We start from the raw sequence: 19,554 nt of genomic DNA on the forward strand, positions 1-19,554 counted from the left end.
CTAATGAGCTACAGGCAATTCCGAGTCATGGTGGAGACCACTCCAACTCTGCGGCAGCGTCTGGGAGGGCGCAGTCTTTACCTGGTGGGCATGATGGGCAGCGGCAAAACCAGCACCGGCAGGCCTCTGGCGGAAAGGCTGGGGTATGGATTCGTGGACGCGGATGCAGTGATCGAGCAGGTAGCCGGCTGCACCATCTCAGAAATCTTTGAACGTGACGGTGAAGAGGACTTCCGCAGCCTTGAAACGCAGGTGCTGAGGTCCATCAGTGAACGTCATTCTCTTGTCGTGGCCACCGGGGGCGGCGTTGTCACGCGTTCCGAAAACTGGGGAATGATGCAACAGGGCATTGTGATCTGGCTCGATGTCGAACGCCGTCAGCTACTGCAACGCTTGCAGGCCGACTCCACTCAGCGACCGCTACTGATGACGGAAGATCCTGCCGAAACACTTGACGCGATCCTCAAGCAGCGACGCCCCCTGTACGACGAGGCGGATCTCACAGTGGTGATCGAATCAGAAACACCAGACGTCGTTGCCAACGGGATCATTCAGCTGCTGCCGGAATTGATCAAGGATCCACCCAAAGAACGACCGGAATGAGGTTCAGGAGCCAGGTGGATCGAGACGCACCGCGTACCACTGCAGAGCGATCCCAGGCGAAATCTCCAGTTCACAGGCTGTATCCATCAAGCGAAGTGCCGCCTGCTCCGGGCTCTCGCAACTGCTGAGATCCGAGGGCCAGGGGTCAAGATCCTGCAGCCGACCGGCCAGCCATGTCATCGTGTCTGCCGCTGTGAGCAGCTGTTCAGGTTCGCCTGGAACCAGCACCACATAGTGATCAAGGGATCGAATCAGAGGGTCGGACATGGCAAAACCGGTGTTGACACTGCTGATCACCATGCTGCTGCAGCTTGTGTCAGTCCAGTCCGCCGCTGCGGCTAGTGATCGCGGGATTGACTTTCTTGAGCAGCGTTTCGAAAGCTGGCCGCAATGGTCACTGCCGGCACCTCTGCCCCGTCCGCGCGCCAAACAGGACCTGATTTATCCCGACTGGTTTTCAGGGACATGGCAAGTGACCAGTGAGGCACTGGATGATTCAGGCCAAGCCATTCCCGACGATCGCCCCCTTGTGCACAAGGTCCGTTTCCTGCGAAACCGTCGCAACGAACTCATCGGTGACCGCCCCTACAACGCGACTTCAGTCGGGAAAGCTCTGCTTGGGGAGCAATTGCTTTCGGTCGAACAGGATCCCAACCAGGTGAATCGTCAGCTGGCGAGATTTCGAGACGATGTGCTGCTCGAAACCACAGTGATCGGGCGTCGAGAAACGAGTCCAAAGGCGGCCTCTGATTTCTTCAGCGATGAACTGGTTCTGCAAATCCTGCACGGACCGGGCGCTCCACGATTGAGCAGAATTGAAACCCTCACGCACTATGAGCGCTGTGGACCGGACATCTGCGCCGACCAGCGTCAGGTGAGTCATGCAGGACCTGGCCTGAAGACTGATCAGACACTGGAGGGGCGCAGCAGCCGTTTCAGGCTGACGCTTAAACCGCTGAGGCTGGATGAAGGTTGATCAGTCGCGTCTCCAGTTGATCTCGCCAGCGAAACAGATCCTGGAGATGGGGATGATCGCTGAGCCCTGGAACCCCTCGCCCGGCAAGTGAATCTCCTGCAGAAGCAGGGAAACGCAGCAGCGACAACTGGGCAGCAACAGCAAGGTCCGCAAGGCTGATGGCATCTCCAACCAAAAAGCCGTTGAGATCCAGGCCATCGGCAACGGCGCACAAACTGCTGAGCATCGACGCTCTCTGTTCCTGGCCAAGCAATTCACCAAGACTGCTGAGCCAACCACCCGGAAGACCAGACATCACCTGGCGCACCGGGGAGGGGACATCATCAGGAAGCAGGACATCCCGAAGCTGAGTGTCATCCGCAGCCGCCTGAACAAGCGCGGCCCTGACCGCAGCGGCAAGGGTGGTGTCGGCCCAGTCTTCGATCAACTGCATCTGAGCACGCTGGCGGGGATCAGCAGGAATCAAGGCCGGCTCATGCCTGAGTTCCTCCAGATATCGGCAGATGGCACTCGAGTCAGAGACCACCTCATCACCATCCACAAGAACGGGGACCTGCCGCTGACCGGAAAGCCGAAACAGGGCAATCTGGCCGATACCAGGGGTGACCTCAACCTCGCGAAAACTGAGTCCCTTGGCGTGCAACGCCATCCGCACCTTGAGACAGAAAGCCGAGTGACGAAACTGATGAAGCTCCAGCATGTCCAAGCCGGGTCAGGCGCTGGAACGGTAGCCATCCAGATCTTCACCTCGCCATCAGCACCGGAGCAGCCTTCACGACTGACCCAGACCTTGTTCAGAATCCCCTCGGCATTGTGCGACCACTTGAAAGCGAGACATTCCTAGGCGTCGACTCAGACCTGCGAGGCGATCCTGTCCCGATGCGATGCGTGGTGGAGACTCCAGCGGAATGAGCCGACGGGGAAGTTTGAAGAGGAAGAGCGAGCACATTGAAGGCAATCGACCAACGGTCTCCGTCTCCCCGAAAGGGAGCAACGGAGTGCGGTTGCCAGGCGGGGAAAACGTAGAACTCCCCTGGCACGGGCAACACATAGTGAGCCATGCCCGTACGAAACGACTGCAGATGCCAATCCTCAGGGCCATGGAAGCAGAGCTGACCGTCAAAGCATTGGCCATTGATCTGTGGTGGAACTTTCAGAAAGATCACCCCTGAAAAACTGCCCCCATGGGTATGAGTGGGGTTGTAGTCGCCAGCCCGCTGACAGTTGAGCCACAGATCAACCATCTGCAGCTGATAGCGACCAGGCACCCAGGGCCCCCGCCCCTGTGGAGGCTGACGCCCCATCACATGATTGATCCAGCGGTCACAGGCTGGAAGCACATGCGTTGAACACAACTGCTGAATCGCGGGATGCCCACCACTGAGCTCTCTTTGCTGGCTGAGCTGACCAGCCAGCTTTGCTGAGGCATCAAGACTGGCGCCAGGATGAGCCAGCACATCGGCGCTGATGCTGAGCAGCTGATTCAACAGCGACTCAGGCAGGTGGCCCTTGAAAATGGATCTTGGGAAAAGATCGAGGATCTCCAAGATTCGAGCAAAAACTGCAACGCATGGTGCCAGCGACAACTTGAGCTGACTGTCCACAGCGATGAAAACTGGCCGATTGCTGATTCAGCTCCTGAGGATGTCCATCACTCAGATCAGAGCATTGATGGGACGACTGAAGCAGATGTGGTTTCACTCCCAGATCACAGTGCAGCGATATCTCGGATCCAGACGGACCTCAATGGTTGTGCAGGAGGTGTCGGTCACCTTTTTCCCTTGGGGCACTTTGCTCTGAGCCTGATTGATGGTGATCTCTCGATCCATGCCCTCAACCGTGACAGATCCCGCATAGGCAGCGCCGCACAAACCGAGCAGCAACATCGCCTTGAAAAGGAAGAAACCTTTCATTTCCGAGCTCAACAACATTGAATCCCTCACTAGCAAACACTTCGCATGCCGAAACTGATCAAACTGATACCGAAGGGGCTCATCCAGCAGAGCTGCCCAGAGCCTATAAAGCTCAAAAAAAGGAGACTCGCTGCCGACTCCCCCAATCTTGGTGTGATTCAGAGGTCATCAACCTCCTCTTAATTGAATCGACAAAAATCACTAGACGCTGTAGCAAATGACTCATTTGCTACTCGGGGTGTTCCGGAGTCCCAGGTCACCTGGGCGAAAAGCCCCTGAGCCGGAAGGTCGTTCTTCGTCTGTATTTGCTCCAGATAGACTGAAATATGTCAATAAGGCCCTCTTATTGAGAACTTGCTGCTTGCCGTTGAGTGCCCTCTCCTCTGCAGCAAGCCTCAGTCATTCCGGAAACACCCGACTCAACAAGACACCCTGCGATAACTGGCCATGAAAGAATTTTTCATCAACGTGACGCGCTATCCGCGCTACTTGATCGCTTTCAGCCTGGGCGTGATCAATTCCGTGGCAGAGCCACTCGCCCGTCGTCGCAGCAACCCGGTGACCGCGGTGGCCCTGATCGGGGCTTTGATCAGTGGCTTCCTCAGTCTGAGCTTTGTCCTGCGTGCCATGGTGTCTTCAGCACCGCAGAGCTGACATGGCCCCGGGACGTCGGGTTGAACGCGTGGCAGCCCTCATCCGGCGAGAGATCAGTGAACTGCTGATCAATGGGATCCGTGATGAGCGCGTGCATCAGGGCATGGTGAGCATCACGAATGTTGAGGTCAGCGGCGACCTTCAGCACTGCAAGATTTTTGTCAGCGTCCTGGCGGACAACGATGCTCGCAAAGAGGTCATGGACGGTCTGCAGGCAGCCAGTGGCTACCTGAGGGGAGAACTGGGTCGACGTCTGCAGATGAGACGAGCCCCTGAAGTGGTGTTCCAACTCGACCGCGGGCTGGAGAGGGGAACCAACGTTCTGCACCTGCTCGGAGAACTAGAGCGGGAGCGAGAGGTGAAGGGCAGCATCCACTCCGGCAGCGACGACACCGAGACTCCCAACTTCAATGACTGAAGCTGAGCGTCGCAGAGCCGTCGCCCAGCTTCTGGTGATTCGCGCCAGCGGCCATGCCGAAGACCGGCAACGTCAGTACCCCCACTGGGAACATTCCAATGGTGAGCTGCAGAGGCTGCTGCAATCAGGCGTTGGCGGGGTGATCCTGCTGGGTGGCACAGCCACGGAGCTGCAGCAACGATGTCGAACACTCAGGAGCTGGAGCGACAGCGGAGAGCTGCTGCTCTGCGCCGACGTGGAGGAAGGCATTGGCCAGAGATTCCCAGGTGCCACCTGGTTGGCGCCACCGATGGCCGTGGGCCGGCTGCATCAAACCAACCCGGAGCACGCTCTGAAACTGGCCGAGCGCTATGGCCGAACAACCGGGGATCAGGCACAACGATGCGGCCTCAACTGGGTGCTCGCGCCGGTCTGCGATGTGAACAGCAATCCGGACAACCCGGTGATCAATGTGAGGGCCTGGGGCGATCAGCCTGAGTCCGTAGCGGATCTGGTGACAGCATTTCAACGGGGCCTCAACGCCGCTGGCGTGCTGGGCTGCGCCAAGCATTTCCCTGGCCATGGCGACACGGATCAGGATTCCCACCTGGAGCTGCCTCTGATCAAGCACGGACGCAGCCGGCTCGACCGCGTGGAACTGGTGCCGTTCCGGCGACTGATCGACTCAGGAATCGCCAGTGTGATGACAGCTCATGTGCTGATCCCGGCACTGGACGACTCGCAGCCGGCGACCTTGTCGCGAGCAGTGCTGACAGATCTACTGCGAACAGAACTTGGGTTCACTGGCCTCGTCGTTACCGATGCACTGGTGATGGAGGCCATCAGCAACAGGGCAGGGCCTGGAGAAGCCGCGGTTCAGGCCTTCGCAGCTGGAGCGGACCTGATCCTGATGCCCGCCGATGCCGATGCGGCGATTGATGCACTCTGCACGGCACTGGCCGACGGCAGGATCCCTGAATCCCGTCTGCACGATTCGCTGAAGAGACGAACAGAAGCCCTGCAAGGTTGTGAAAAGCCCTCCGCCACCGCCATAGCCACTACGCCCGAAATCGAGCTCGAAACAGCAACGGACCGCCGGCTGTGCATGGAGCTCATCGAGAGCTCACTGGAGGTGCAGGGCCCCCAACTTCCAACCCAGCCCGCACAGAACGGAGTGACCTTGATCCGGGTGGATGGGGTGCTCCCCTGCAGATTCCTGCGTGCTGATGCCGCTGCGATCAGCACACCCGAACGCCATGGATACAAGGCTCTGATCTGCCATGACAGGGGCATTGAGCCCTGGAGCACTGACAAAGACCCCGCGGGGGCGCTTGACCTTGAACGTCTGGGGCCTGGCTCTGTCTTCCTGCAACTGTTTCTGCGCGGCAATCCATTCCGCGCCGGCCAGCAGCGCCATGAACCCTGGGCTGAAGCCATCGAGCAGTTGCTGCGTGTTCAGCGCCTTTGCGGTTTGGCGGTCTATGGCTGTCCTTACCGCTGGGACTCTCTGCGCAAGCTGATTCCGGACAGCATCGCTGCGGGCTACAGCCCTGGGCAGATGCCTGAAGCTCAGCAGCAGCTGTTGAATCGGATGTGGGGGTTCAGCAGCGAAGCGCACCAACGCCAGGACTTCACGGACTAGACCAACAAAGCCTGTCGAAACCGCTCCATTGGAACCGCCTTAACCTCTGCGGCAGTGCTCCTCACCAACATGCTCAGCCTCTCGATGATCGTGCGCGATGAGGAAGCGCAGATCGAGGCCTGCATCCGCTCTGTCAAGGGCTTCGCGGATGAGATGGTTCTTCTCGATACCGGCTCAGTGGATGGCACCATCGCCCTCGCCGAAGCCTGCGGCGCTCAGGTGGAGCGGATGGACTGGCCCGGAGACTTTGCGCCGGCACGCAATGCAGCCCTGAAGCTCGTCAAGGGTGACTGGGTCCTGGTGCTCGATGCCGACGAACAGCTGCGCTCGGAAGCAATCCCGCAGCTCAAAGCCCTGATGGCCCAGCCGGATGTGCTGGTGATCAACCTGCTGCGCCACGAACTGGGAGCAACCATGGCTCCCTACTCCAATGTGAGCCGTCTGTTTCGCCGACATCCGCGCATCCGATGGAGCAAGCCTTATCACTCGATGATCGACGAGAGCGTTGATGCGCTGCTCAAGGAAGAGCCCGGCTGGCGGATTGCCAACTGCACCGAACCAGCCCTGCTGCATGAAGGGTATCGACCGGATCTGCTGGCTGGATCCGATAAGGCGGAAAGACTGCGTCAATCGATGGAGAGCTGGCTGAACGATCAGCCCAATGATCCCTATGCCTGCGCCAAGCTTGGTGCTCTGGAGGTCAGTGACGGCAACCGAGAACGTGGTCTCAGTCTTCTTCGCCACGGTCTAGAGCATTTGCCTGAAGGCGATGGCAGCAGTGCTGAACGCTATGAACTGCTGCTCAATCTCGGAATCGCGCTGGCTTCAGAAGACAGCGAGGCTGCCGTGAAGTGCTATCGAGAGGCACTGCAGCAACCGCTGGAGACTCGTTTAAGCCTTGGTGCACGTATGAACCTGGCGGCCTTGCTGATGCAGCGCAACGAACTGGAGGAAGCCGTTCAGCTCACCACAACCGCTTGTCAACGAGCACCCGAAGTGGCACTGGCCTGGTACAACCTGGGCTTGATGGAGCGCCGTCGTGGCGACCTGCTGGCGGCGATCAAGGCTTACGAGCGATCCCTGAGCGTGAATCCCTCCCACGCGGAAAGCCACCAGAACCTGGCAGTGGCCAGGCTGATAGGAGGGGATATCGATGGAGCGCGTGCAGGCTTCCGCCAGGCGATCGCGCTGCTGCGCTCACAGGAGCGGCAGGGAGAAGCCAGCGCCCTGCAGGCCCAGGTGCATGGACTGGTGAAGCTGGACGATGAGGCCAGCGCATGAGCAGCGATCAACCCCTGCCGTTGCAGGGACACACGGTGGTGATCACCCGGGCCCGTGAACAGCAGAGCGAAGGCCGCAGGCTGCTGCAGTCACTTGGTGCCAGGGTTCTCGACCTGCCAGCTCTGGAAATCGGCCCCCCTGACAGCTGGGCTCCCCTCGACGATGCCCTCGCCGATCTGGAGAACTTTCACTGGTTGATTGTGTCCAGTGCCAACGGGGTGGAAGCGGTGGAGGAACGACTGCAGCTCAGAGGCAAGGGACTGATGCAACGGCCTGAAAGCCTCAAGATCGCAGCCGTGGGGCGGAAAACCGCTGAGCGGCTGGAAGAACTGGGGGCACCTGCTGATTTCGTGCCCCCCACATTCGTGGCCGACAGCCTGATCGACCACTTCCCTGTCTCTGGATGGGGGTTGAGAATCCTGTTGCCGCGGGTGCAGAGCGGCGGACGCACTCTTCTGGCAGAAGCCTTCGCAGAGGCGGGCTCACGGGTGGTGGAAGTGGCGGCTTACGAATCCCGCTGCCCAACGTCGATTCCGCCAGACACCCTGAAAGCACTGGAGAATGGAGACGTTGATGTGATCAGCTTCAGCAGCGGCAAAACCGTGACCCACACCGTGCAGCTGCTGCAGAGCGCACTCGGGAATTCAGGCACTGAACAGCTGTTCAGTAAGCCTGCTGTGGTTTCAATCGGTCCACAGACCAGCAAACGCTGCAGGGAACTGCTCGGCAGAGTGGATCAGGAAGCCACGCCTCACGACCTGGAAGGACTGGTGGAAGCCTGCGTTCAGGCAATACAGCGGAGCTGAGACTCTCCAGAGATTGAAAGTCTCAGACAGCCCAGTCCCAAATCAATGCTCTGCACAGTCCAGCCCATCGGCAGCGGAGCATCCGGATTATCCGGGCAACGGCCACGCTGACCGACGCAGACCGTTCCAAAGACTTCGGGGCCTCTGACCAGCGCCCGAAGTTCAGATCCGACAGCCATAACACCCATGACCTCGAAAGCGGGCGTGGCTGAGGCGTCAGGATCCGTCTCAGAGGTGACGGACGAGGAGGCGCCGACAATTGGTGCGAAAGGGTCCTCTCGCCCCTCCGGCACCGATGACAAGACCTGTTCACGAGTGGGCAGGGGGGTCAGTCCAGTCGCAGCTGTGGACGGTTGGGGCGGAGACAACTCAGCAACGGGCGCATCAGGCGAGATCGCAGCGGCTGATGACTGGGTGTTCTCTGGCTTTCCACATCCGCTGAGGCCTGCCAAAGCGAACGCCAGAAGCCAAGCTGCACAGGAAACTGGGGATGGACTGTGAGGAGTAGTCACCTCAGGTCTGAGCTGCGTATCCGCTTTCCACCAGGTCTCGGAATCGGTCAAGGTTCGCCTGAAGTTCCTTCGTCACGATTCCACCGAGGATGCTGGGTTCCATCAAGGGAGCAAGGACACCTGGGAGTTCGTAGGTGACGCTGAGTTTCACAGCCGTGAGCTGGGGCTGTTCGGCGTAGAAGCGCACTCCACCTTTGGTGGGCAAACCTCCAACCGATTCCCAGTGGAGTTGCTGGGCCTCAACCCTCTGGGTAATGCGGGCCTTCCAATGAAAACGGAAACCCTGAGCTGCCAGTGTCCAGTCGGTGAGGTCTGGATCGTCGAGGGTTTTCACGGATTCGATCCAGCGCATCCACTTGGGCATTGCCTCCAGATCACTCCAGACATCCCAGACCCGATCAACGGGAGCCTTGACTTCTGTGGTTACGGAATGTTCGAGCCAGCGTCCCATCGGTTCAGGCAACTGCGGTGTTCACGGCAAGTCGAGCCGGTTGCCCCAGGATGGCGGCAGCGGCGAGGTGTCCGCTCATGGTGGCTCCTTCCATCGAGTCGATGTAATCCTGACGGGTGTAGCTCCCAGCAAGGTAGAAATTGCTGATCGGAGTGCTCTGGTCAGGTCGATAAGGCTCCATACCAGGCGCTTCTCTGTAAAGGGACTGCGCCAGCTTCACCACATTGCTCCAGGTGAGTGTGAGGTTTGCGGCGGATGGGAACAGCGCTCGAACCTGGCGATCGGTGTGCTCAACGATGTCTTTAACAGACTTCCGCATCCAGGGATCGCCAGGTGTCAGCACACACTGCAGCAGGGAACCCTCACCGTGCTTGCGGTAATCCTCCGGGCTGGCCAGGGCGAGATCGGCAAAACAGCTGAAGTCGGCATCGGCCGTATAAAGCAGGTTGTTGAGACCAGCGGGGTGACTTAAGTCGCGACGACTCTCACCATTGCTATCACCGAGTTCCGTCACCCAACCGTCGTAGCGAAGCTGAACCGTGGCCACCGGAACCGCCTCGAGATGGTGAATGGCCTCAAATTGTGGAAAACGACGCCATTCGCCTGGGAGCAGGCGCTGGATACCGGGCACATCACAAGCGGCAAGATAGGCATCGGCAACTACATGCTTTTCCCCATCAGGGGTACTCAGCTTCAGGCCAGTCACTTCGGGGTGATCCCCGTCACTGAACTCGACCTGCTTCACCGGATGGCGTAGGTGCAGCTTGCCTCCACGCTGCTGGATGTAATCGAGGATGGGACCGGTCAGCCAACGATGGGGTGAACCCTTGAGCAGGTTGAGTTTGGAGGCTTCGGTTTTGGCCGCGAACATCATGAAGATGGTCAACATGCATCGGGCGGAAATCGTTTCGCAGTCGATGAACCCAAGCGCGTAGGCGATCGGGTTCCACATCCTGCGGATGCTCTCCGGACTGCCGCCATGCCCCACGAACCAGTCCTTGAAGCTGACCGAATCCAGAGCTCGGATCGTGCGCATCGCGCCTTCGTAATCCACCAGGCCTCTGACAATCGGACTTGTTCCGAGAGCAAGAGCGTTGCGCAGTTTGTCAATCCAACCCAGCTGGGGAGTGGTGAAGAACGCTTTGAGACCGTTGAAAGGCGCACCTACAGGGAATCGGAAATCCAGTTCCCGCAGGTCACCACCCTGGTTCACAAACAGATGGGTGTGGTCTTTGGGCAGCAGATTGTCGAAAGCGCCCACCTTGTGCATCAGTGCGAACAGGTTCGCGTAATTGAAGAAGAAGACATGCAATCCCATTTCGATGTGGTTGCCATCCGGATCCACCCAGCTGCCCACCTTTCCGCCCATGAAAGGACGAGCCTCGTAGAGATTCACCTCATGGCCTGCATCCACCAGATCCACAGCAGCGGAGAGGCCAGCCAGCCCAGAACCCACAATCGCGACCCGCACCGTCATGAGTGCAACTGCGAGGACTCTATGAATTGATCAGGCTGAACTGCTTTAGGCAGAACAAGCAAGGGCTTCATAAAGTGAAGAAAGGTCCTCGTGCCACTGCCTCCAATGTCCAGCAGCGAAATCACAGCTGAGACCACAACCTCCAGTGAGTCTCACACCGCCAGAGACGGCAAGGGCATCCTGATTACAGGGCCTGCCATGCAGCAGCTGGCCAGACTTTGCACCGACCAAGGAAGCCAACAGGTTCTGAGGGTGGGCGTGCGCTCGGGAGGCTGCAGCGGCATGAGTTACACGATGGATTTCGTGCCTGCATCAGACATTCAAAAAGATGATGAGCGCTATCAGTACGAAGCACCTGATGGCGCCTGCTTTGAAGTGATCTGTGATCCCAAAAGCCTGCTTTACATCTACGGCATGCAATTGGACTTCAGCACAGCGCTGATTGGCGGCGGCTTCAATTTCACCAACCCCAACGCCACCCAGACCTGCGGCTGCGGAAGCTCCTTCGCCGTTTGATCGATCCGTGAGCATCTGGCTGCTGTGGGAATCTGAAGACATTGCCCGACAGATCAGCACTCCATGGAGTCCAGCCAGGAAAGTCTCTTCCAGCAGGCGATGAACCGTTACCAGCAAGGAGCTCCGGCTCAGGAGTTACTCGCTGATTTTGAGACCATCACCTCAGCTGCCCCTCGACAGTCAGCAGGCTGGACGTGTCTGGCGTGGCTTCAGTTGCTGAGCAATCAGTCCGAAGAGGCACTGCGGTCTGCGCGGATGGCGGTGAAGCTCAACAATCAGGATCCTCAGGCCCGGATCAATTTGTGTCTGGCGATGCTGGAAACCAAAGCCAAAGGCGTGAGAGATCAGATTGAAGTGGTTCAGCAGGTGATGGCTCTTGCACCTGAAGTGGGGGCTGAACTGAAGGAATCCATCGAAGACGGTCTCAAACGCCGACCGGACTGGCCGGCGCTGCTCAAGGTGAAGGCCTGGCTGGAGCTCTGAAGTGGGCCGACTGCTGCTGCTCAGCAACGGCCATGGAGAAGATCTTTCCGGTGCTCTGCTGGGACAGGCACTCCAGTCCGAAGGCCATGCAGTGGACGCTCTTCCCCTGGTTGGCAAGGGACAGCCCTATCGGGACGCTGGCATCGCACTGATCGGAGGCACTCAAGAATTCAGCACGGGTGGCCTTGGTTACACCAGCTTGCGTGGTCGTCTGACCGAGCTGTTGCAGGGACAGGTGGTCTATCTGCTGCGCCGCCTGCTGAGGTTGCTGCGCATCGCCCACCGTTACGACCAGGTGGTGGTGATTGGAGATGTGATTCCGGTGATGGCTGCCTGGCTCTGCAGACGGCCTGTGGCCACCTACCTGGTGGCGTACTCGAGTCACTATGAGGGAAGGTTGCGGCTGCCCTGGCCATGCGCTGAGTGCTTGCGCAGCCCTCGCGTTCAGGCCGTATTCAGCCGGGACCAGCTCAGTGCGGACGATCTGAGTGAACAGTTGCGCAAGCCAGTCACGTTTCTGGGCAATCCGTTCATGGATCCGATCCTGAGAGACGATCGACGCCTACCTGAAGCACGCCGCCGACTGGGATTGCTGCCGGGGAGCAGACGGCCTGAGCTGGAGCAGAACCTGGTCCTTTTGCTGGGAGTGGTTGAACATCTGCCGGCAGCATTGCTGAGCAGTGGTGAGCTGCAGCTTGAGCTGGCACTGGTGTCCTCCCTGTCCGACGCTTCACTGTCAGAGCTGGTTGCACCGATCGGCTGGAGCCTCAAAACCGCCGACAGCGGGACGTCAACTCTGCTGCGACGAGATGCTCATCAGGTGCGGATCCGCCGGGGAGGGTTTGGAGCAGTTCTGCACAGCTCCGATCTTCTGCTGTGTATGGCGGGAACAGCAGCCGAACAAGCCGTGGGTCTGGCCAGACCGGTCCTGCAGCTGGTGGGTGAAGGGCCTCAGTTCACAGCAGGATTCGCGGAGGCTCAGCGCCGTTTGCTGGGGCCGACGGTGTTCTGTGTGGATGGCGAGGCGGGTACAGCAACGACCCTCCAACGCACTGCGGCGTTAGCCCTCGAACTTCTGGAGCGCAGCCACCTTGATCAGCAGCTGCAGCGCCTCTGCCAGGACGTCGCGCTGAACCGCCTCGGCGAGGCCGGCGGCGGGGCCAGGATGGCGGCATCGATCTCGCAACTGCTGCGGGCGTCCGAATGAGCAAACCGAACAACGAACCCATCTGGAAGCGCTGGCTGGACCGCGTCCTTGTTCTGAATGTCTTCCTGGTCATCGCCGGCGCCGGTTGGTTCGCCATCGCGGTTATCGGCAGCAGTCAGGGTTTGGAAGCGCCGATGCGAGTGTTCATGCGCCTGTGGGAACCTCTGTTCACACCCGCCATCGGCCTGCTCATGGGCGCAGCTCTGCTCAGCGGTTGCTTGAGCTGGTGGCAACGTCGAGTGCAACGGGCAGGGTCGGACAGCGGAAGTTGAATCCCAGTTGTTCGAGTCGACTCGAACTCACGAACTGACCCTCCAGAACAACCTTGGAGCCATCACCCAGCAGCAGCTGCAGCATGGGACCTGGCACCGGCAGAAGACTCGGTCTGCCCAGACAACGGCCAAGACTTCCAGCGAAGACAGCCATGGTCACAGGGTCGGGAGCCACGGCGTTGATCACTCCAGACCAGGAGTTTTGTTCCAGAGAACTCTGAATGATCCGGCATAAATCGCCTCGTTCTATCCAGCTCATCCATTGCTGACCAGAGCCGATCGGGCCACCGAAGCCTGCGCGGAAAACGGGCAGCATTTTGGCAAGAGCCCCACCATCTGCTGACAAAACGATGCCGATTCGCAGCACCACAAGCCGAGTTGCTTCTGGCTTTTCGGCAGCAGACTGCTCCCACTTCTGACAAAGACGCGCAAGAAAATCCTGACCGGTCGGGCTGCTCTCCTCAAAGCGGCCATCAAGACTGGTGCCGAAATAGCCAACAGCAGAGGCATTCACCAGCACCGATGGAGGCTTGGCCAGCGTGGCCAGGGCAGTCACCAGGTGACGCGTTGTGCCCAGACGACTGGATTCCAACGTCTCTAAATGCTGGACAGTCCAGCGCTGCTCTGCGATCGGTTCACCGGCGAGATTCACAACACCGTCACTGGCGGTGAGCGCATCATGCAGAGGTGTGGACACTGCCCAGCTGGACGCCGCAGCTGGATCCACCTGAATCCATTGAAGATCTCCTGCAACGTCAGCCGGGAAGGCAGCCGGCGAGGCACGGCGACTGACGATGGTGAGTTGATGACCGGCGGCATGCAGAACGGGAATCAGACCACGGCCGACCAAGCCCGTGCATCCGATCAGCAGAAGGCGCATGGCAATGGCGACGTCAAGTTGTCGAGGTTAGGAAGCGATGGAGGGATCGGTGTCCTCGAGGGGCAAGGTGAGATTCATCTTGCGCGCCATGGGCACCAGGGCAAAGCCCTGAATGAAGAGGCCATACAGAACCACCGCCAGAGCGAGCGGAGGCATGGTCAAACCCCAGCTCACACCCGTCGTCGACCAGGCCTGGATAGCCATCGCAATGGGCACGGCACCGCGCAGGCCCGCCCAGCACACGAAGATCCTTTCGCCGGAACTGAACGGCGTACGCCAGAGCAGAATCTGCACCATCAACAGACGCACCAGCTGCATCACCAGAAACAGCACAAACGCGAGAGCGGCGGACTTAACGACATCCTGCGGATTCACCACGAGCCCCATGCAGAGAAACAGCAGGAGCTCGGCCATTTTTGCGTAGCTGGAATGCGCTTCCTCCAAGCAGTTCTGGTCTAGATCGGCACTGTTGCCAAGAACCAGACCTGCCACGTAGGCCGCAAGCAAAGAGCTGCCGCCCAGCAGTGAAGTACCACCACTCAGCACCATCAGCAAGGCAAGACTGACCACGGGCAGCATTTGGGTCTGGTTCAGCCCCATGCGTGTTCCCAGCAGCTGCACCGTGAGACTGCCGCCGAGGAAGCCAATCAGAATCCCAAGCAGGAACTGACGGACCAAATCGGTTACCAGCACTCCAGCTCCGACACCCTCACCACCGGCCAGTGCCAGAGCCAGTCCGGCGAGAACGACAGCAATGGGATCGTTGAAACCCGACTCGCACTCGATCAGATCCGTCAACGGCTTCGGCAGACGGCCCTGGAGAGGACGCAGCAGAGCCAGAACAGCCGAGGCGTCGGTGCTCGCAACCATGGCGCCAACGAAAAGACTGCGCGGGAGCAGAGCGGAGATCGACTCCGTGCCTTGCGACAGACCGAAGCCGAGGACCACCAGCGTGATCAGAGCGGCCGTGATCAAGACACCGATGGTGGCCAGACGAGCCGCTGAAGGAATCACGCCACGAACTTGCTGCCAGTTCGTGGTGAGACCTCCAAAAAACAGCACCAGCACCAGAGCCGCCTGAGTGATCTGCTTGGCCTGATCAATACTCAGCAGTGTGATCTCATGGCTGCCTGCCACATCCACGTGATTTTCAATCAGCAGACCGAGCAGCAGCACCATGAGGATTCCAGGCACCCTCACCCTTGCCGCCAGGTCATCCAGCAGCACTGCAACCAGCAGCAAACCACCGAATGCGACCAGATAGAGAGAGAGGCCGTTGTCCAAACCAACGATGGAAGTGGTCTTGAAGGGTTCTAGCCTGGCCAGCGAATAACGACCCGTGATGGCAGAGACAGAGTCGAGCCCTGCAGCAGCTGCCAAACCCCCCGCACCCCTGAAGAAAGGCGCGCTGGTGAGGGTGAATCGGGCGGCCTATGCCGGCAGTGTGGAGGCTGGTGCCAGCGATCCTTATCCACCGGCCTACATCTTCGAGGGTCCTGGAGAGCTGTTGGTGGTGAAGGGCGACTACGGCCAGGTGCGCTGGCGGCGTCCAGTTCCTGATGTCTGGTTACGCATCGATCAGCTCGAACCCTTCGCCTGAGGATTCAGCGACTCCTCAACTGTGGAGACTGCTGCGGGCAGCGACTGAACAGCCTCAGGAACTCTCCAGATGGCTCCACCAAGAACAGCGGAGAGTGATTCAAGGCTCTCCAGAATTGGGTGTCGCCCATATCGCCCAAGAGCCGCTGAGGCCACCGAGGAAGCAGACCAAGGATTCCAGCCCGCCAGCAGCACCACACTGCGATAAGCGCTGGGCCAGGGACTGTCAGGTTGGAGATTCTCCAACAGCTCGAAATGGTGAGCGGCCTCAGCCGGCCTGTTGGCCAATACCGCCAACAGAGCCAGAGTCCAGCGAGCAGACACATCGGATGGATCCTGCTCCAGGCGTTCAATAGCCGCTTGCCGCAGTGGTGCTCGATAGCTGAAATGACCGTCAAGCATGTGTTCAATCGCCACACTGCTGAAAACGGGATCGAGTCCTGCAGGACCTTGGGCCAGTCCTGCAGCGAGCTGGGGAAACCGCTGTTCGAAGCCAACGGGAGACTCTGAATCGATGCGTCGCTTCCAGAGCGAGTAACTGCCTCCCTTTGGACGCGGAAACACCTCCACCTCCTCAAAAACCCCGCTCTCACGCACGGCCTGATCCAAGGAACTTGCAGACCTGCGCACCGACCCCTGGTCACCTTCGGCAAGCAAGACCCAGTTGGCATGGGCCAGCACGGGCTGAATGTGATCCGTGCTGCCGCCGAGCTGGCGACCCACCAACCGTCCCCCGTTACGGCGACCGTAGTAACTGACATTGTGCTGATTGAGATCTGGAGTGCTGGGCACAACGATCAACGTGTTGGGCGCCGCGACGGGATCGGCGCCACCAGCCCTCTCAACGATCGCTTGAAGCGGATGACGATTGCGGGGGCGTAGACGAGCGGACTGGGCAGTCCAAGCCGGTGCGATCGCGACCATTGCTCCCGCAGTGAGAGCCAATCCAGGCAGCCAGGCTGATCGGGCGGGCCAGTGTTGCCGGATCCACACCCCCCACTGCCACCAGCCGCGGCTCAGCGATATCAGCAACGGCGGCAACAAAGGGGCGATGTAACGGGCATCCTTATTGGGGCTGAGATTGGTGACCAACCAGCCCAGAACCAGCGTTCCCACCAACCAGCTCCAGGCATCGCCTCGATCCTGTTGATTGCTCATCGTTGCCATTGGAGGCCTGCAGCGCATCACGACCAGCAACACAAGGCCGGCCAAACCGATCCACAGCAGTGCCGAGCCGATCTGAAGAGGCACCTGACGCAGATACCAGAACCAGCCCGACAAGCTGAAGACCCCTGGATCACCTTCACGGGCCGCAGATTCAATCACAGCTCGATTGGTGCCACCGAGGGTCGTGATCCAGTTGTGCCGAAGCCAGGGAAACACTGAGATCAGAACCAGAATCAGTCCTGCCAGCGCCTGAAGTCGACGGCCTCGACCAATGCGTTGAGCGGCAACCAGTGACCAAGCCAGAGCGGGGAGCAGAACCAGCAGAGCGCTCTGTTTCACCAGCAGTGACAACGCCACCGCAAGGGCAGCGAGCCATGCCTGCCACCATTGGCCGCCGCTACGAGGACTCCACCAGGCACCCAGACGCCAGAGTGCGAGGGTGACCATGGCGGTCAAAGGCAGCTCAAGCACGTAGTCGGTCCTGAGTTCCAGGAGCATCGGTGCCAGGGCCACAGCGGCGGTGGCCAGCAGGGCGAAACCCCTGGCTGAACCTCTCGGGCGCAGGAGTTGAAGTGCCCAGCCGGCACTTGAGAACAGCAGTAGAGCATTCCAGAGGCTCAACGTCCATGCCGCCTGGGCGGGAGCATCGCCAGCCGCGGCCATCACCGTGCCGTTCACCAACGACGCCAGAGGGGGGATCTTGGGCGAGAGATCGAGCAGAGCATTCCACCCTTGCCAACCGCCTCCAGCCAGAACACCGAGAGCACGGCCATGGTCAAGCGCGCTGTTGAGGTAATCCGCCTGATCCCAGGACGGCAAGCCAGCGTGATGGCCCCACCACAGACGATCAGCAACGGTGGACAGCAGCCAGACCAGGATCAGGCAGACACGGAACGCCCCGGCACTCATCAACCGATCTCCAACCTGCGCCTTTCCTGCTGAAGACGCTGGCGCCGTTGTCGTGCCTCCCGAAGCATCTCCCGACCGTCATGGAGATAGCTATCGACGTAACCCATCGTGTAACGCTCCAGCTCTGCAACGGCATCCTCCACCTGAGAGAGGCAGTGATACACGCTCAGGCCAAAGCCACGGGCCGATGGCGGAGTCGGCAAGGACTGAAACAGATTCTTGACCTTGTCCAAACGGTTTCGGCTCTGCTCCAGATAGGTGCAAAACGCCTCCATCAGGTCATCGTCATAGGGATCAGCTGAAAGAGCTTTCAATTCCGCAGCAAAAGGATTGATCACCTGCCCGAGCAGACGATCAATCGGGGCGTAGACCTTCTGCAGCCATGTGGACAGTGCCTGGTCTTCGCTAGCTCCCTGGCCTGATGCACGCCGTGCGGCCTGACTGGCTCTGGCATTGCGGGCCCCTCGGGCACGTGCTTCCTCGCGGACGGACTGCGGGGATCCCTGCTCGCGATCAAAGCAGCGCCTGGTCTCGGGATCACCGAGCTGTTCCCAGGCGGCGTTGAGCGCCAGGATCCGCTCTTCATCGCCCCCTGCGTCGGGATGGTGCTGCTTCACCAGTCGGCGATAGGCGGCTTTGAGTTCGGCTTGGGTGGCGTTGGATGTCACCTCAAGCACCTCATAGGGATCCAGGGGATGATCCGAGCGATTGGGAAATGCAGGGCTCAAAGCTGACCATCCCTGCGCGCGGGCAGAACAGCTGCAGCACTGAACATCGGAGTGGAGAGATAACGCTCGCCGAAGCTGGCAAGAATCACCACGATTCGTCGACCGGCCATCGCTGGACGCTGGCCCAGCCTCAACGCTGCTGCAACAGCCGCTCCGCTGCTCACTCCGCAGAGCAGTCCTTCTTCCCGGGCGAGACGCCGGCCCAGATCCATGGCCTCCTCATCGGTCACTGCAATGACCTCATCAATCAATTCCTTCTCCAGAACCGGAGGGACAAAGCCGGCCCCGATGCCTTGAATGCGATGGGGACCGGCCGCTCCGCCCGAAAGCACTGGACTGGCAGCAGGCTCCACTGCAATCACCTGAAGATCCTGCTGTCGGCTGCGCAGCACGCGGGCACAACCGGTGATGGTTCCTCCCGTCCCCACTCCCGCCACCAAGGCATCCAGTCGGCCATCTGTGTCCTGCCAGATTTCCTCTGCGGTGGACGTCGCATGGACGGAGGGATTGGCAGGGTTATCGAATTGTTGAAGAAGATAGGCCCCTGGAATCTCTTCCACCAGCTCCCTGGCGAGAGCGATGGCGCCCTGCATTCCTTCATTGCCTGGGGTGAGCTGCAATTCCGCGCCGTAGGCACGCAGCATCGATCTCCGCTCCGTGCTCATGGTGTCAGGCATCGTGAGAATGAGTCGATAACCTCTCGCTGCTGCGACCATCGCCAGAGCGATCCCCGTATTGCCGCTGGTGGGTTCCACCAGCACAGTGCTGCCAGGCAGGATTGTGCCGCTTTGCTCCGCCGCCTCCACCATCGCCCCTGCGATGCGGTCTTTCACCGAAGCTGTGGGGTTGAAGCTCTCAAGCTTGGCCACGATTTCGGCCTGGCAGCCGAAGGCCTGCGGAAGACGATTGAGCCGCACCAGGGGCGTACGACCCACCAACGCTGTGATGTCGGGAGCGATCGGCATGCGGGTCGGGTGACTGGTGCTGCTTCAACTCCATCCAATCATCACAAACGCAGATCAGGAACTGGAATTCTGCCTGCGTCGACTCACTAAAAATTCAACCCAATAAAAAAAGCCCC

24 protein-coding genes are annotated in these 19,554 nt (G+C 59.7%); 12 read left to right on the forward strand and 12 right to left on the reverse strand.

What is annotated here, in order from left to right; genetic code table 11:
• Window positions 1-3 precede the first annotated feature (3 nt).
• A complete protein-coding gene (locus tag SynBIOSE41_RS15950) occupies window positions 4-603 on the forward strand; it encodes a shikimate kinase (protein WP_370594147.1) in 600 nt (199 codons plus the stop codon).
• A gap of 3 nt (window positions 604-606) precedes the next feature.
• Here the strand turns inward: SynBIOSE41_RS15950 and SynBIOSE41_RS15955 are convergent, their stop codons facing one another.
• A complete protein-coding gene (locus SynBIOSE41_RS15955) occupies window positions 607-870 on the reverse strand; it encodes a chlororespiratory reduction protein 7 (protein ID WP_186541331.1) in 264 nt (87 codons plus the stop codon).
• Window positions 871-901: 31 nt separating this feature from the next.
• Here SynBIOSE41_RS15955 and SynBIOSE41_RS15960 point away from each other — a divergent pair, with 31 nt between their 5' ends.
• Window positions 902-1,579: a DUF6816 family protein gene (locus SynBIOSE41_RS15960; protein ID WP_186538879.1), complete on the forward strand. Its 678-nt coding sequence runs from the start codon at window positions 902-904 to the stop codon at window positions 1,577-1,579.
• Here SynBIOSE41_RS15960 and SynBIOSE41_RS15965 read toward each other — a convergent pair.
• From SynBIOSE41_RS15965 to SynBIOSE41_RS15975, 3 genes are all read right to left on the reverse strand, one after another.
• A complete protein-coding gene (locus SynBIOSE41_RS15965; protein WP_186541333.1) occupies window positions 1,551-2,279 on the reverse strand; it encodes a glutathione S-transferase family protein in 729 nt (242 codons plus the stop codon). The two genes, SynBIOSE41_RS15960 and SynBIOSE41_RS15965, sit on opposite strands and share 29 nt — an antisense overlap.
• Before the next feature lie 94 nt (window positions 2,280-2,373).
• On the reverse strand, window positions 2,374-3,126 hold the full coding sequence (locus SynBIOSE41_RS15970; protein WP_186538881.1) for a putative 2OG-Fe(II) oxygenase: 753 nt from the start codon (window positions 3,124-3,126) through the stop codon (window positions 2,374-2,376).
• Window positions 3,127-3,276: 150 nt separating this feature from the next.
• Window positions 3,277-3,492 carry a hypothetical protein gene (locus SynBIOSE41_RS15975; RefSeq protein ID WP_066911778.1) on the reverse strand — a complete coding sequence of 72 codons (216 nt, stop codon included), beginning with the start codon at window positions 3,490-3,492 and terminating at the stop codon, window positions 3,277-3,279.
• Between the two features lie 447 nt (window positions 3,493-3,939).
• On the opposite strand from SynBIOSE41_RS15975, the gene SynBIOSE41_RS15980 reads away from it, so the two are divergent.
• The 5 genes from SynBIOSE41_RS15980 (at window position 3,940) to SynBIOSE41_RS16000 (ending at window position 8,272) form a co-directional block, all read left to right on the forward strand.
• Entirely contained in the window at window positions 3,940-4,146 is a 207-nt protein-coding gene (locus SynBIOSE41_RS15980) for a DUF751 family protein (RefSeq protein ID WP_066911775.1), read from the forward strand.
• A 1-nt stretch (window position 4,147) separates the two neighbouring features.
• Window positions 4,148-4,564, forward strand: coding sequence for a 30S ribosome-binding factor RbfA (gene rbfA / locus SynBIOSE41_RS15985; protein WP_186538883.1), 417 nt, complete (start codon window positions 4,148-4,150; stop codon window positions 4,562-4,564).
• Window positions 4,557-6,185, forward strand: coding sequence for a glycoside hydrolase family 3 N-terminal domain-containing protein (locus tag SynBIOSE41_RS15990; protein ID WP_186538885.1), 1,629 nt, complete (start codon window positions 4,557-4,559; stop codon window positions 6,183-6,185). The genes rbfA and SynBIOSE41_RS15990 overlap by 8 nt, the downstream gene beginning before the upstream one ends.
• A 69-nt stretch (window positions 6,186-6,254) precedes the next feature.
• Window positions 6,255-7,466, forward strand: coding sequence for a glycosyltransferase (locus SynBIOSE41_RS15995; RefSeq protein ID WP_186541335.1), 1,212 nt, complete (start codon window positions 6,255-6,257; stop codon window positions 7,464-7,466).
• Window positions 7,463-8,272 carry a uroporphyrinogen-III synthase gene (locus tag SynBIOSE41_RS16000; RefSeq protein WP_186538886.1) on the forward strand — a complete coding sequence of 270 codons (810 nt, stop codon included), beginning with the start codon at window positions 7,463-7,465 and terminating at the stop codon, window positions 8,270-8,272. Before SynBIOSE41_RS15995 ends, SynBIOSE41_RS16000 begins: the two co-directional genes overlap by 4 nt.
• Here SynBIOSE41_RS16000 and SynBIOSE41_RS16005 read toward each other — a convergent pair.
• From SynBIOSE41_RS16005 to zds, 3 genes are read right to left on the reverse strand one after another with little or no spacing between them, the layout of a single operon-like run.
• Window positions 8,251-8,835, reverse strand: a complete 585-nt coding sequence (locus SynBIOSE41_RS16005) for a hypothetical protein (protein WP_186538888.1) — start codon at window positions 8,833-8,835, stop codon at window positions 8,251-8,253. The genes SynBIOSE41_RS16000 and SynBIOSE41_RS16005 overlap by 22 nt on opposite strands.
• Window positions 8,786-9,235, reverse strand: coding sequence for an SRPBCC family protein (locus SynBIOSE41_RS16010; protein WP_066911761.1), 450 nt, complete (start codon window positions 9,233-9,235; stop codon window positions 8,786-8,788). The genes SynBIOSE41_RS16005 and SynBIOSE41_RS16010 overlap by 50 nt, the downstream gene beginning before the upstream one ends.
• Before the next feature lie 4 nt (window positions 9,236-9,239).
• Window positions 9,240-10,706 (reverse strand): 9,9'-di-cis-zeta-carotene desaturase, encoded by a 1,467-nt coding sequence (gene zds, locus SynBIOSE41_RS16015; RefSeq protein WP_186541337.1) that lies wholly within the window; start codon window positions 10,704-10,706, stop codon window positions 9,240-9,242.
• A 111-nt stretch (window positions 10,707-10,817) separates the two neighbouring features.
• On the opposite strand from zds, the gene SynBIOSE41_RS16020 reads away from it, so the two are divergent.
• From SynBIOSE41_RS16020 to SynBIOSE41_RS16035, 4 genes are all read left to right on the forward strand, one after another.
• A complete protein-coding gene (locus SynBIOSE41_RS16020) occupies window positions 10,818-11,228 on the forward strand; it encodes an iron-sulfur cluster assembly accessory protein (protein ID WP_066911760.1) in 411 nt (136 codons plus the stop codon).
• A gap of 63 nt (window positions 11,229-11,291) precedes the next feature.
• Complete coding sequence (locus SynBIOSE41_RS16025; RefSeq protein ID WP_186538890.1) at window positions 11,292-11,711, forward strand: M48 family metallopeptidase; 420 nt, start codon at window positions 11,292-11,294, stop codon at window positions 11,709-11,711.
• A gap of 1 nt (window position 11,712) precedes the next feature.
• A complete protein-coding gene (locus tag SynBIOSE41_RS16030) occupies window positions 11,713-12,918 on the forward strand; it encodes a lipid-A-disaccharide synthase-related protein (RefSeq protein ID WP_186538892.1) in 1,206 nt (401 codons plus the stop codon).
• Window positions 12,915-13,190 carry a hypothetical protein gene (locus tag SynBIOSE41_RS16035; RefSeq protein ID WP_074159391.1) on the forward strand — a complete coding sequence of 92 codons (276 nt, stop codon included), beginning with the start codon at window positions 12,915-12,917 and terminating at the stop codon, window positions 13,188-13,190. The genes SynBIOSE41_RS16030 and SynBIOSE41_RS16035 overlap by 4 nt, the downstream gene beginning before the upstream one ends.
• On the opposite strand, the gene SynBIOSE41_RS16040 is transcribed toward SynBIOSE41_RS16035, so the two are convergent.
• A complete protein-coding gene (locus SynBIOSE41_RS16040; RefSeq protein ID WP_186538893.1) occupies window positions 13,126-14,070 on the reverse strand; it encodes a TIGR01777 family oxidoreductase in 945 nt (314 codons plus the stop codon). The genes SynBIOSE41_RS16035 and SynBIOSE41_RS16040 overlap by 65 nt on opposite strands.
• A gap of 27 nt (window positions 14,071-14,097) precedes the next feature.
• Window positions 14,098-15,354, reverse strand: a complete 1,257-nt coding sequence (locus tag SynBIOSE41_RS16045) for a cation:proton antiporter (RefSeq protein ID WP_186538895.1) — start codon at window positions 15,352-15,354, stop codon at window positions 14,098-14,100.
• Between the two features lie 58 nt (window positions 15,355-15,412).
• Here SynBIOSE41_RS16045 and ndhO point away from each other — a divergent pair, with 58 nt between their 5' ends.
• Entirely contained in the window at window positions 15,413-15,670 is a 258-nt protein-coding gene (gene ndhO / locus SynBIOSE41_RS16050) for an NAD(P)H-quinone oxidoreductase subunit O (RefSeq protein ID WP_186538897.1), read from the forward strand.
• On the opposite strand, the gene SynBIOSE41_RS16055 is transcribed toward ndhO, so the two are convergent.
• Genes SynBIOSE41_RS16055 through cysK form a run of 3 tightly spaced genes read right to left on the reverse strand, consistent with a single transcriptional unit; the run spans window position 15,649 to window position 19,438 of the window.
• On the reverse strand, window positions 15,649-17,745 hold the full coding sequence (locus tag SynBIOSE41_RS16055; RefSeq protein WP_186538899.1) for a phospholipid carrier-dependent glycosyltransferase: 2,097 nt from the start codon (window positions 17,743-17,745) through the stop codon (window positions 15,649-15,651). The genes ndhO and SynBIOSE41_RS16055 overlap by 22 nt on opposite strands.
• Window positions 17,745-18,473: a J domain-containing protein gene (locus SynBIOSE41_RS16060; RefSeq protein WP_231857191.1), complete on the reverse strand. Its 729-nt coding sequence runs from the start codon at window positions 18,471-18,473 to the stop codon at window positions 17,745-17,747. The genes SynBIOSE41_RS16055 and SynBIOSE41_RS16060 overlap by 1 nt, the downstream gene beginning before the upstream one ends.
• Window positions 18,470-19,438 carry a cysteine synthase A gene (gene cysK / locus SynBIOSE41_RS16065; protein WP_066911739.1) on the reverse strand — a complete coding sequence of 323 codons (969 nt, stop codon included), beginning with the start codon at window positions 19,436-19,438 and terminating at the stop codon, window positions 18,470-18,472. Before cysK ends, SynBIOSE41_RS16060 begins: the two co-directional genes overlap by 4 nt.
• Window positions 19,439-19,554: the final 116 nt, after the last annotated feature.

Source organism: Synechococcus sp. BIOS-E4-1 (genome assembly GCF_014279995.1).
Classification (GTDB): domain Bacteria; phylum Cyanobacteriota; class Cyanobacteriia; order PCC-6307; family Cyanobiaceae; genus Synechococcus_C.

Bases quoted from the DNA above. Each gene is read 5' to 3' on its own strand.
- SynBIOSE41_RS15965 (WP_186541333.1), bottom strand. From the start codon at position 2,279: ATGCTGGAGCTTCATCAGTTTCGTCACTCGGCTTTCTGTCTCAAGGTG.
- rbfA (WP_186538883.1), top strand. From the start codon at position 4,148: ATGGCCCCGGGACGTCGGGTTGAACGCGTGGCAGCCCTCATCCGGCGA.
- SynBIOSE41_RS16055 (WP_186538899.1), bottom strand. From the start codon at position 17,745: ATGAGTGCCGGGGCGTTCCGTGTCTGCCTGATCCTGGTCTGGCTGCTG.
- SynBIOSE41_RS15950 (WP_370594147.1), top strand. From the start codon at position 4: ATGAGCTACAGGCAATTCCGAGTCATGGTGGAGACCACTCCAACTCTG.
- SynBIOSE41_RS16000 (WP_186538886.1), top strand. From the start codon at position 7,463: ATGAGCAGCGATCAACCCCTGCCGTTGCAGGGACACACGGTGGTGATC.
- SynBIOSE41_RS15975 (WP_066911778.1), bottom strand. From the start codon at position 3,492: ATGAAAGGTTTCTTCCTTTTCAAGGCGATGTTGCTGCTCGGTTTGTGC.
- SynBIOSE41_RS16040 (WP_186538893.1), bottom strand. From the start codon at position 14,070: ATGCGCCTTCTGCTGATCGGATGCACGGGCTTGGTCGGCCGTGGTCTG.
- SynBIOSE41_RS16020 (WP_066911760.1), top strand. From the start codon at position 10,818: ATGTCCAGCAGCGAAATCACAGCTGAGACCACAACCTCCAGTGAGTCT.
- ndhO (WP_186538897.1), top strand. From the start codon at position 15,413: ATGGCAGAGACAGAGTCGAGCCCTGCAGCAGCTGCCAAACCCCCCGCA.
- SynBIOSE41_RS15960 (WP_186538879.1), top strand. From the start codon at position 902: ATGCTGCTGCAGCTTGTGTCAGTCCAGTCCGCCGCTGCGGCTAGTGAT.
- SynBIOSE41_RS15995 (WP_186541335.1), top strand. From the start codon at position 6,255: ATGCTCAGCCTCTCGATGATCGTGCGCGATGAGGAAGCGCAGATCGAG.
- SynBIOSE41_RS15980 (WP_066911775.1), top strand. From the start codon at position 3,940: ATGAAAGAATTTTTCATCAACGTGACGCGCTATCCGCGCTACTTGATC.
- SynBIOSE41_RS16025 (WP_186538890.1), top strand. From the start codon at position 11,292: ATGGAGTCCAGCCAGGAAAGTCTCTTCCAGCAGGCGATGAACCGTTAC.
- cysK (WP_066911739.1), bottom strand. From the start codon at position 19,438: ATGCCGATCGCTCCCGACATCACAGCGTTGGTGGGTCGTACGCCCCTG.
- SynBIOSE41_RS16035 (WP_074159391.1), top strand. From the start codon at position 12,915: ATGAGCAAACCGAACAACGAACCCATCTGGAAGCGCTGGCTGGACCGC.
- SynBIOSE41_RS16010 (WP_066911761.1), bottom strand. From the start codon at position 9,235: ATGGGACGCTGGCTCGAACATTCCGTAACCACAGAAGTCAAGGCTCCC.
- SynBIOSE41_RS15955 (WP_186541331.1), bottom strand. From the start codon at position 870: ATGTCCGACCCTCTGATTCGATCCCTTGATCACTATGTGGTGCTGGTT.
- SynBIOSE41_RS15990 (WP_186538885.1), top strand. From the start codon at position 4,557: ATGACTGAAGCTGAGCGTCGCAGAGCCGTCGCCCAGCTTCTGGTGATT.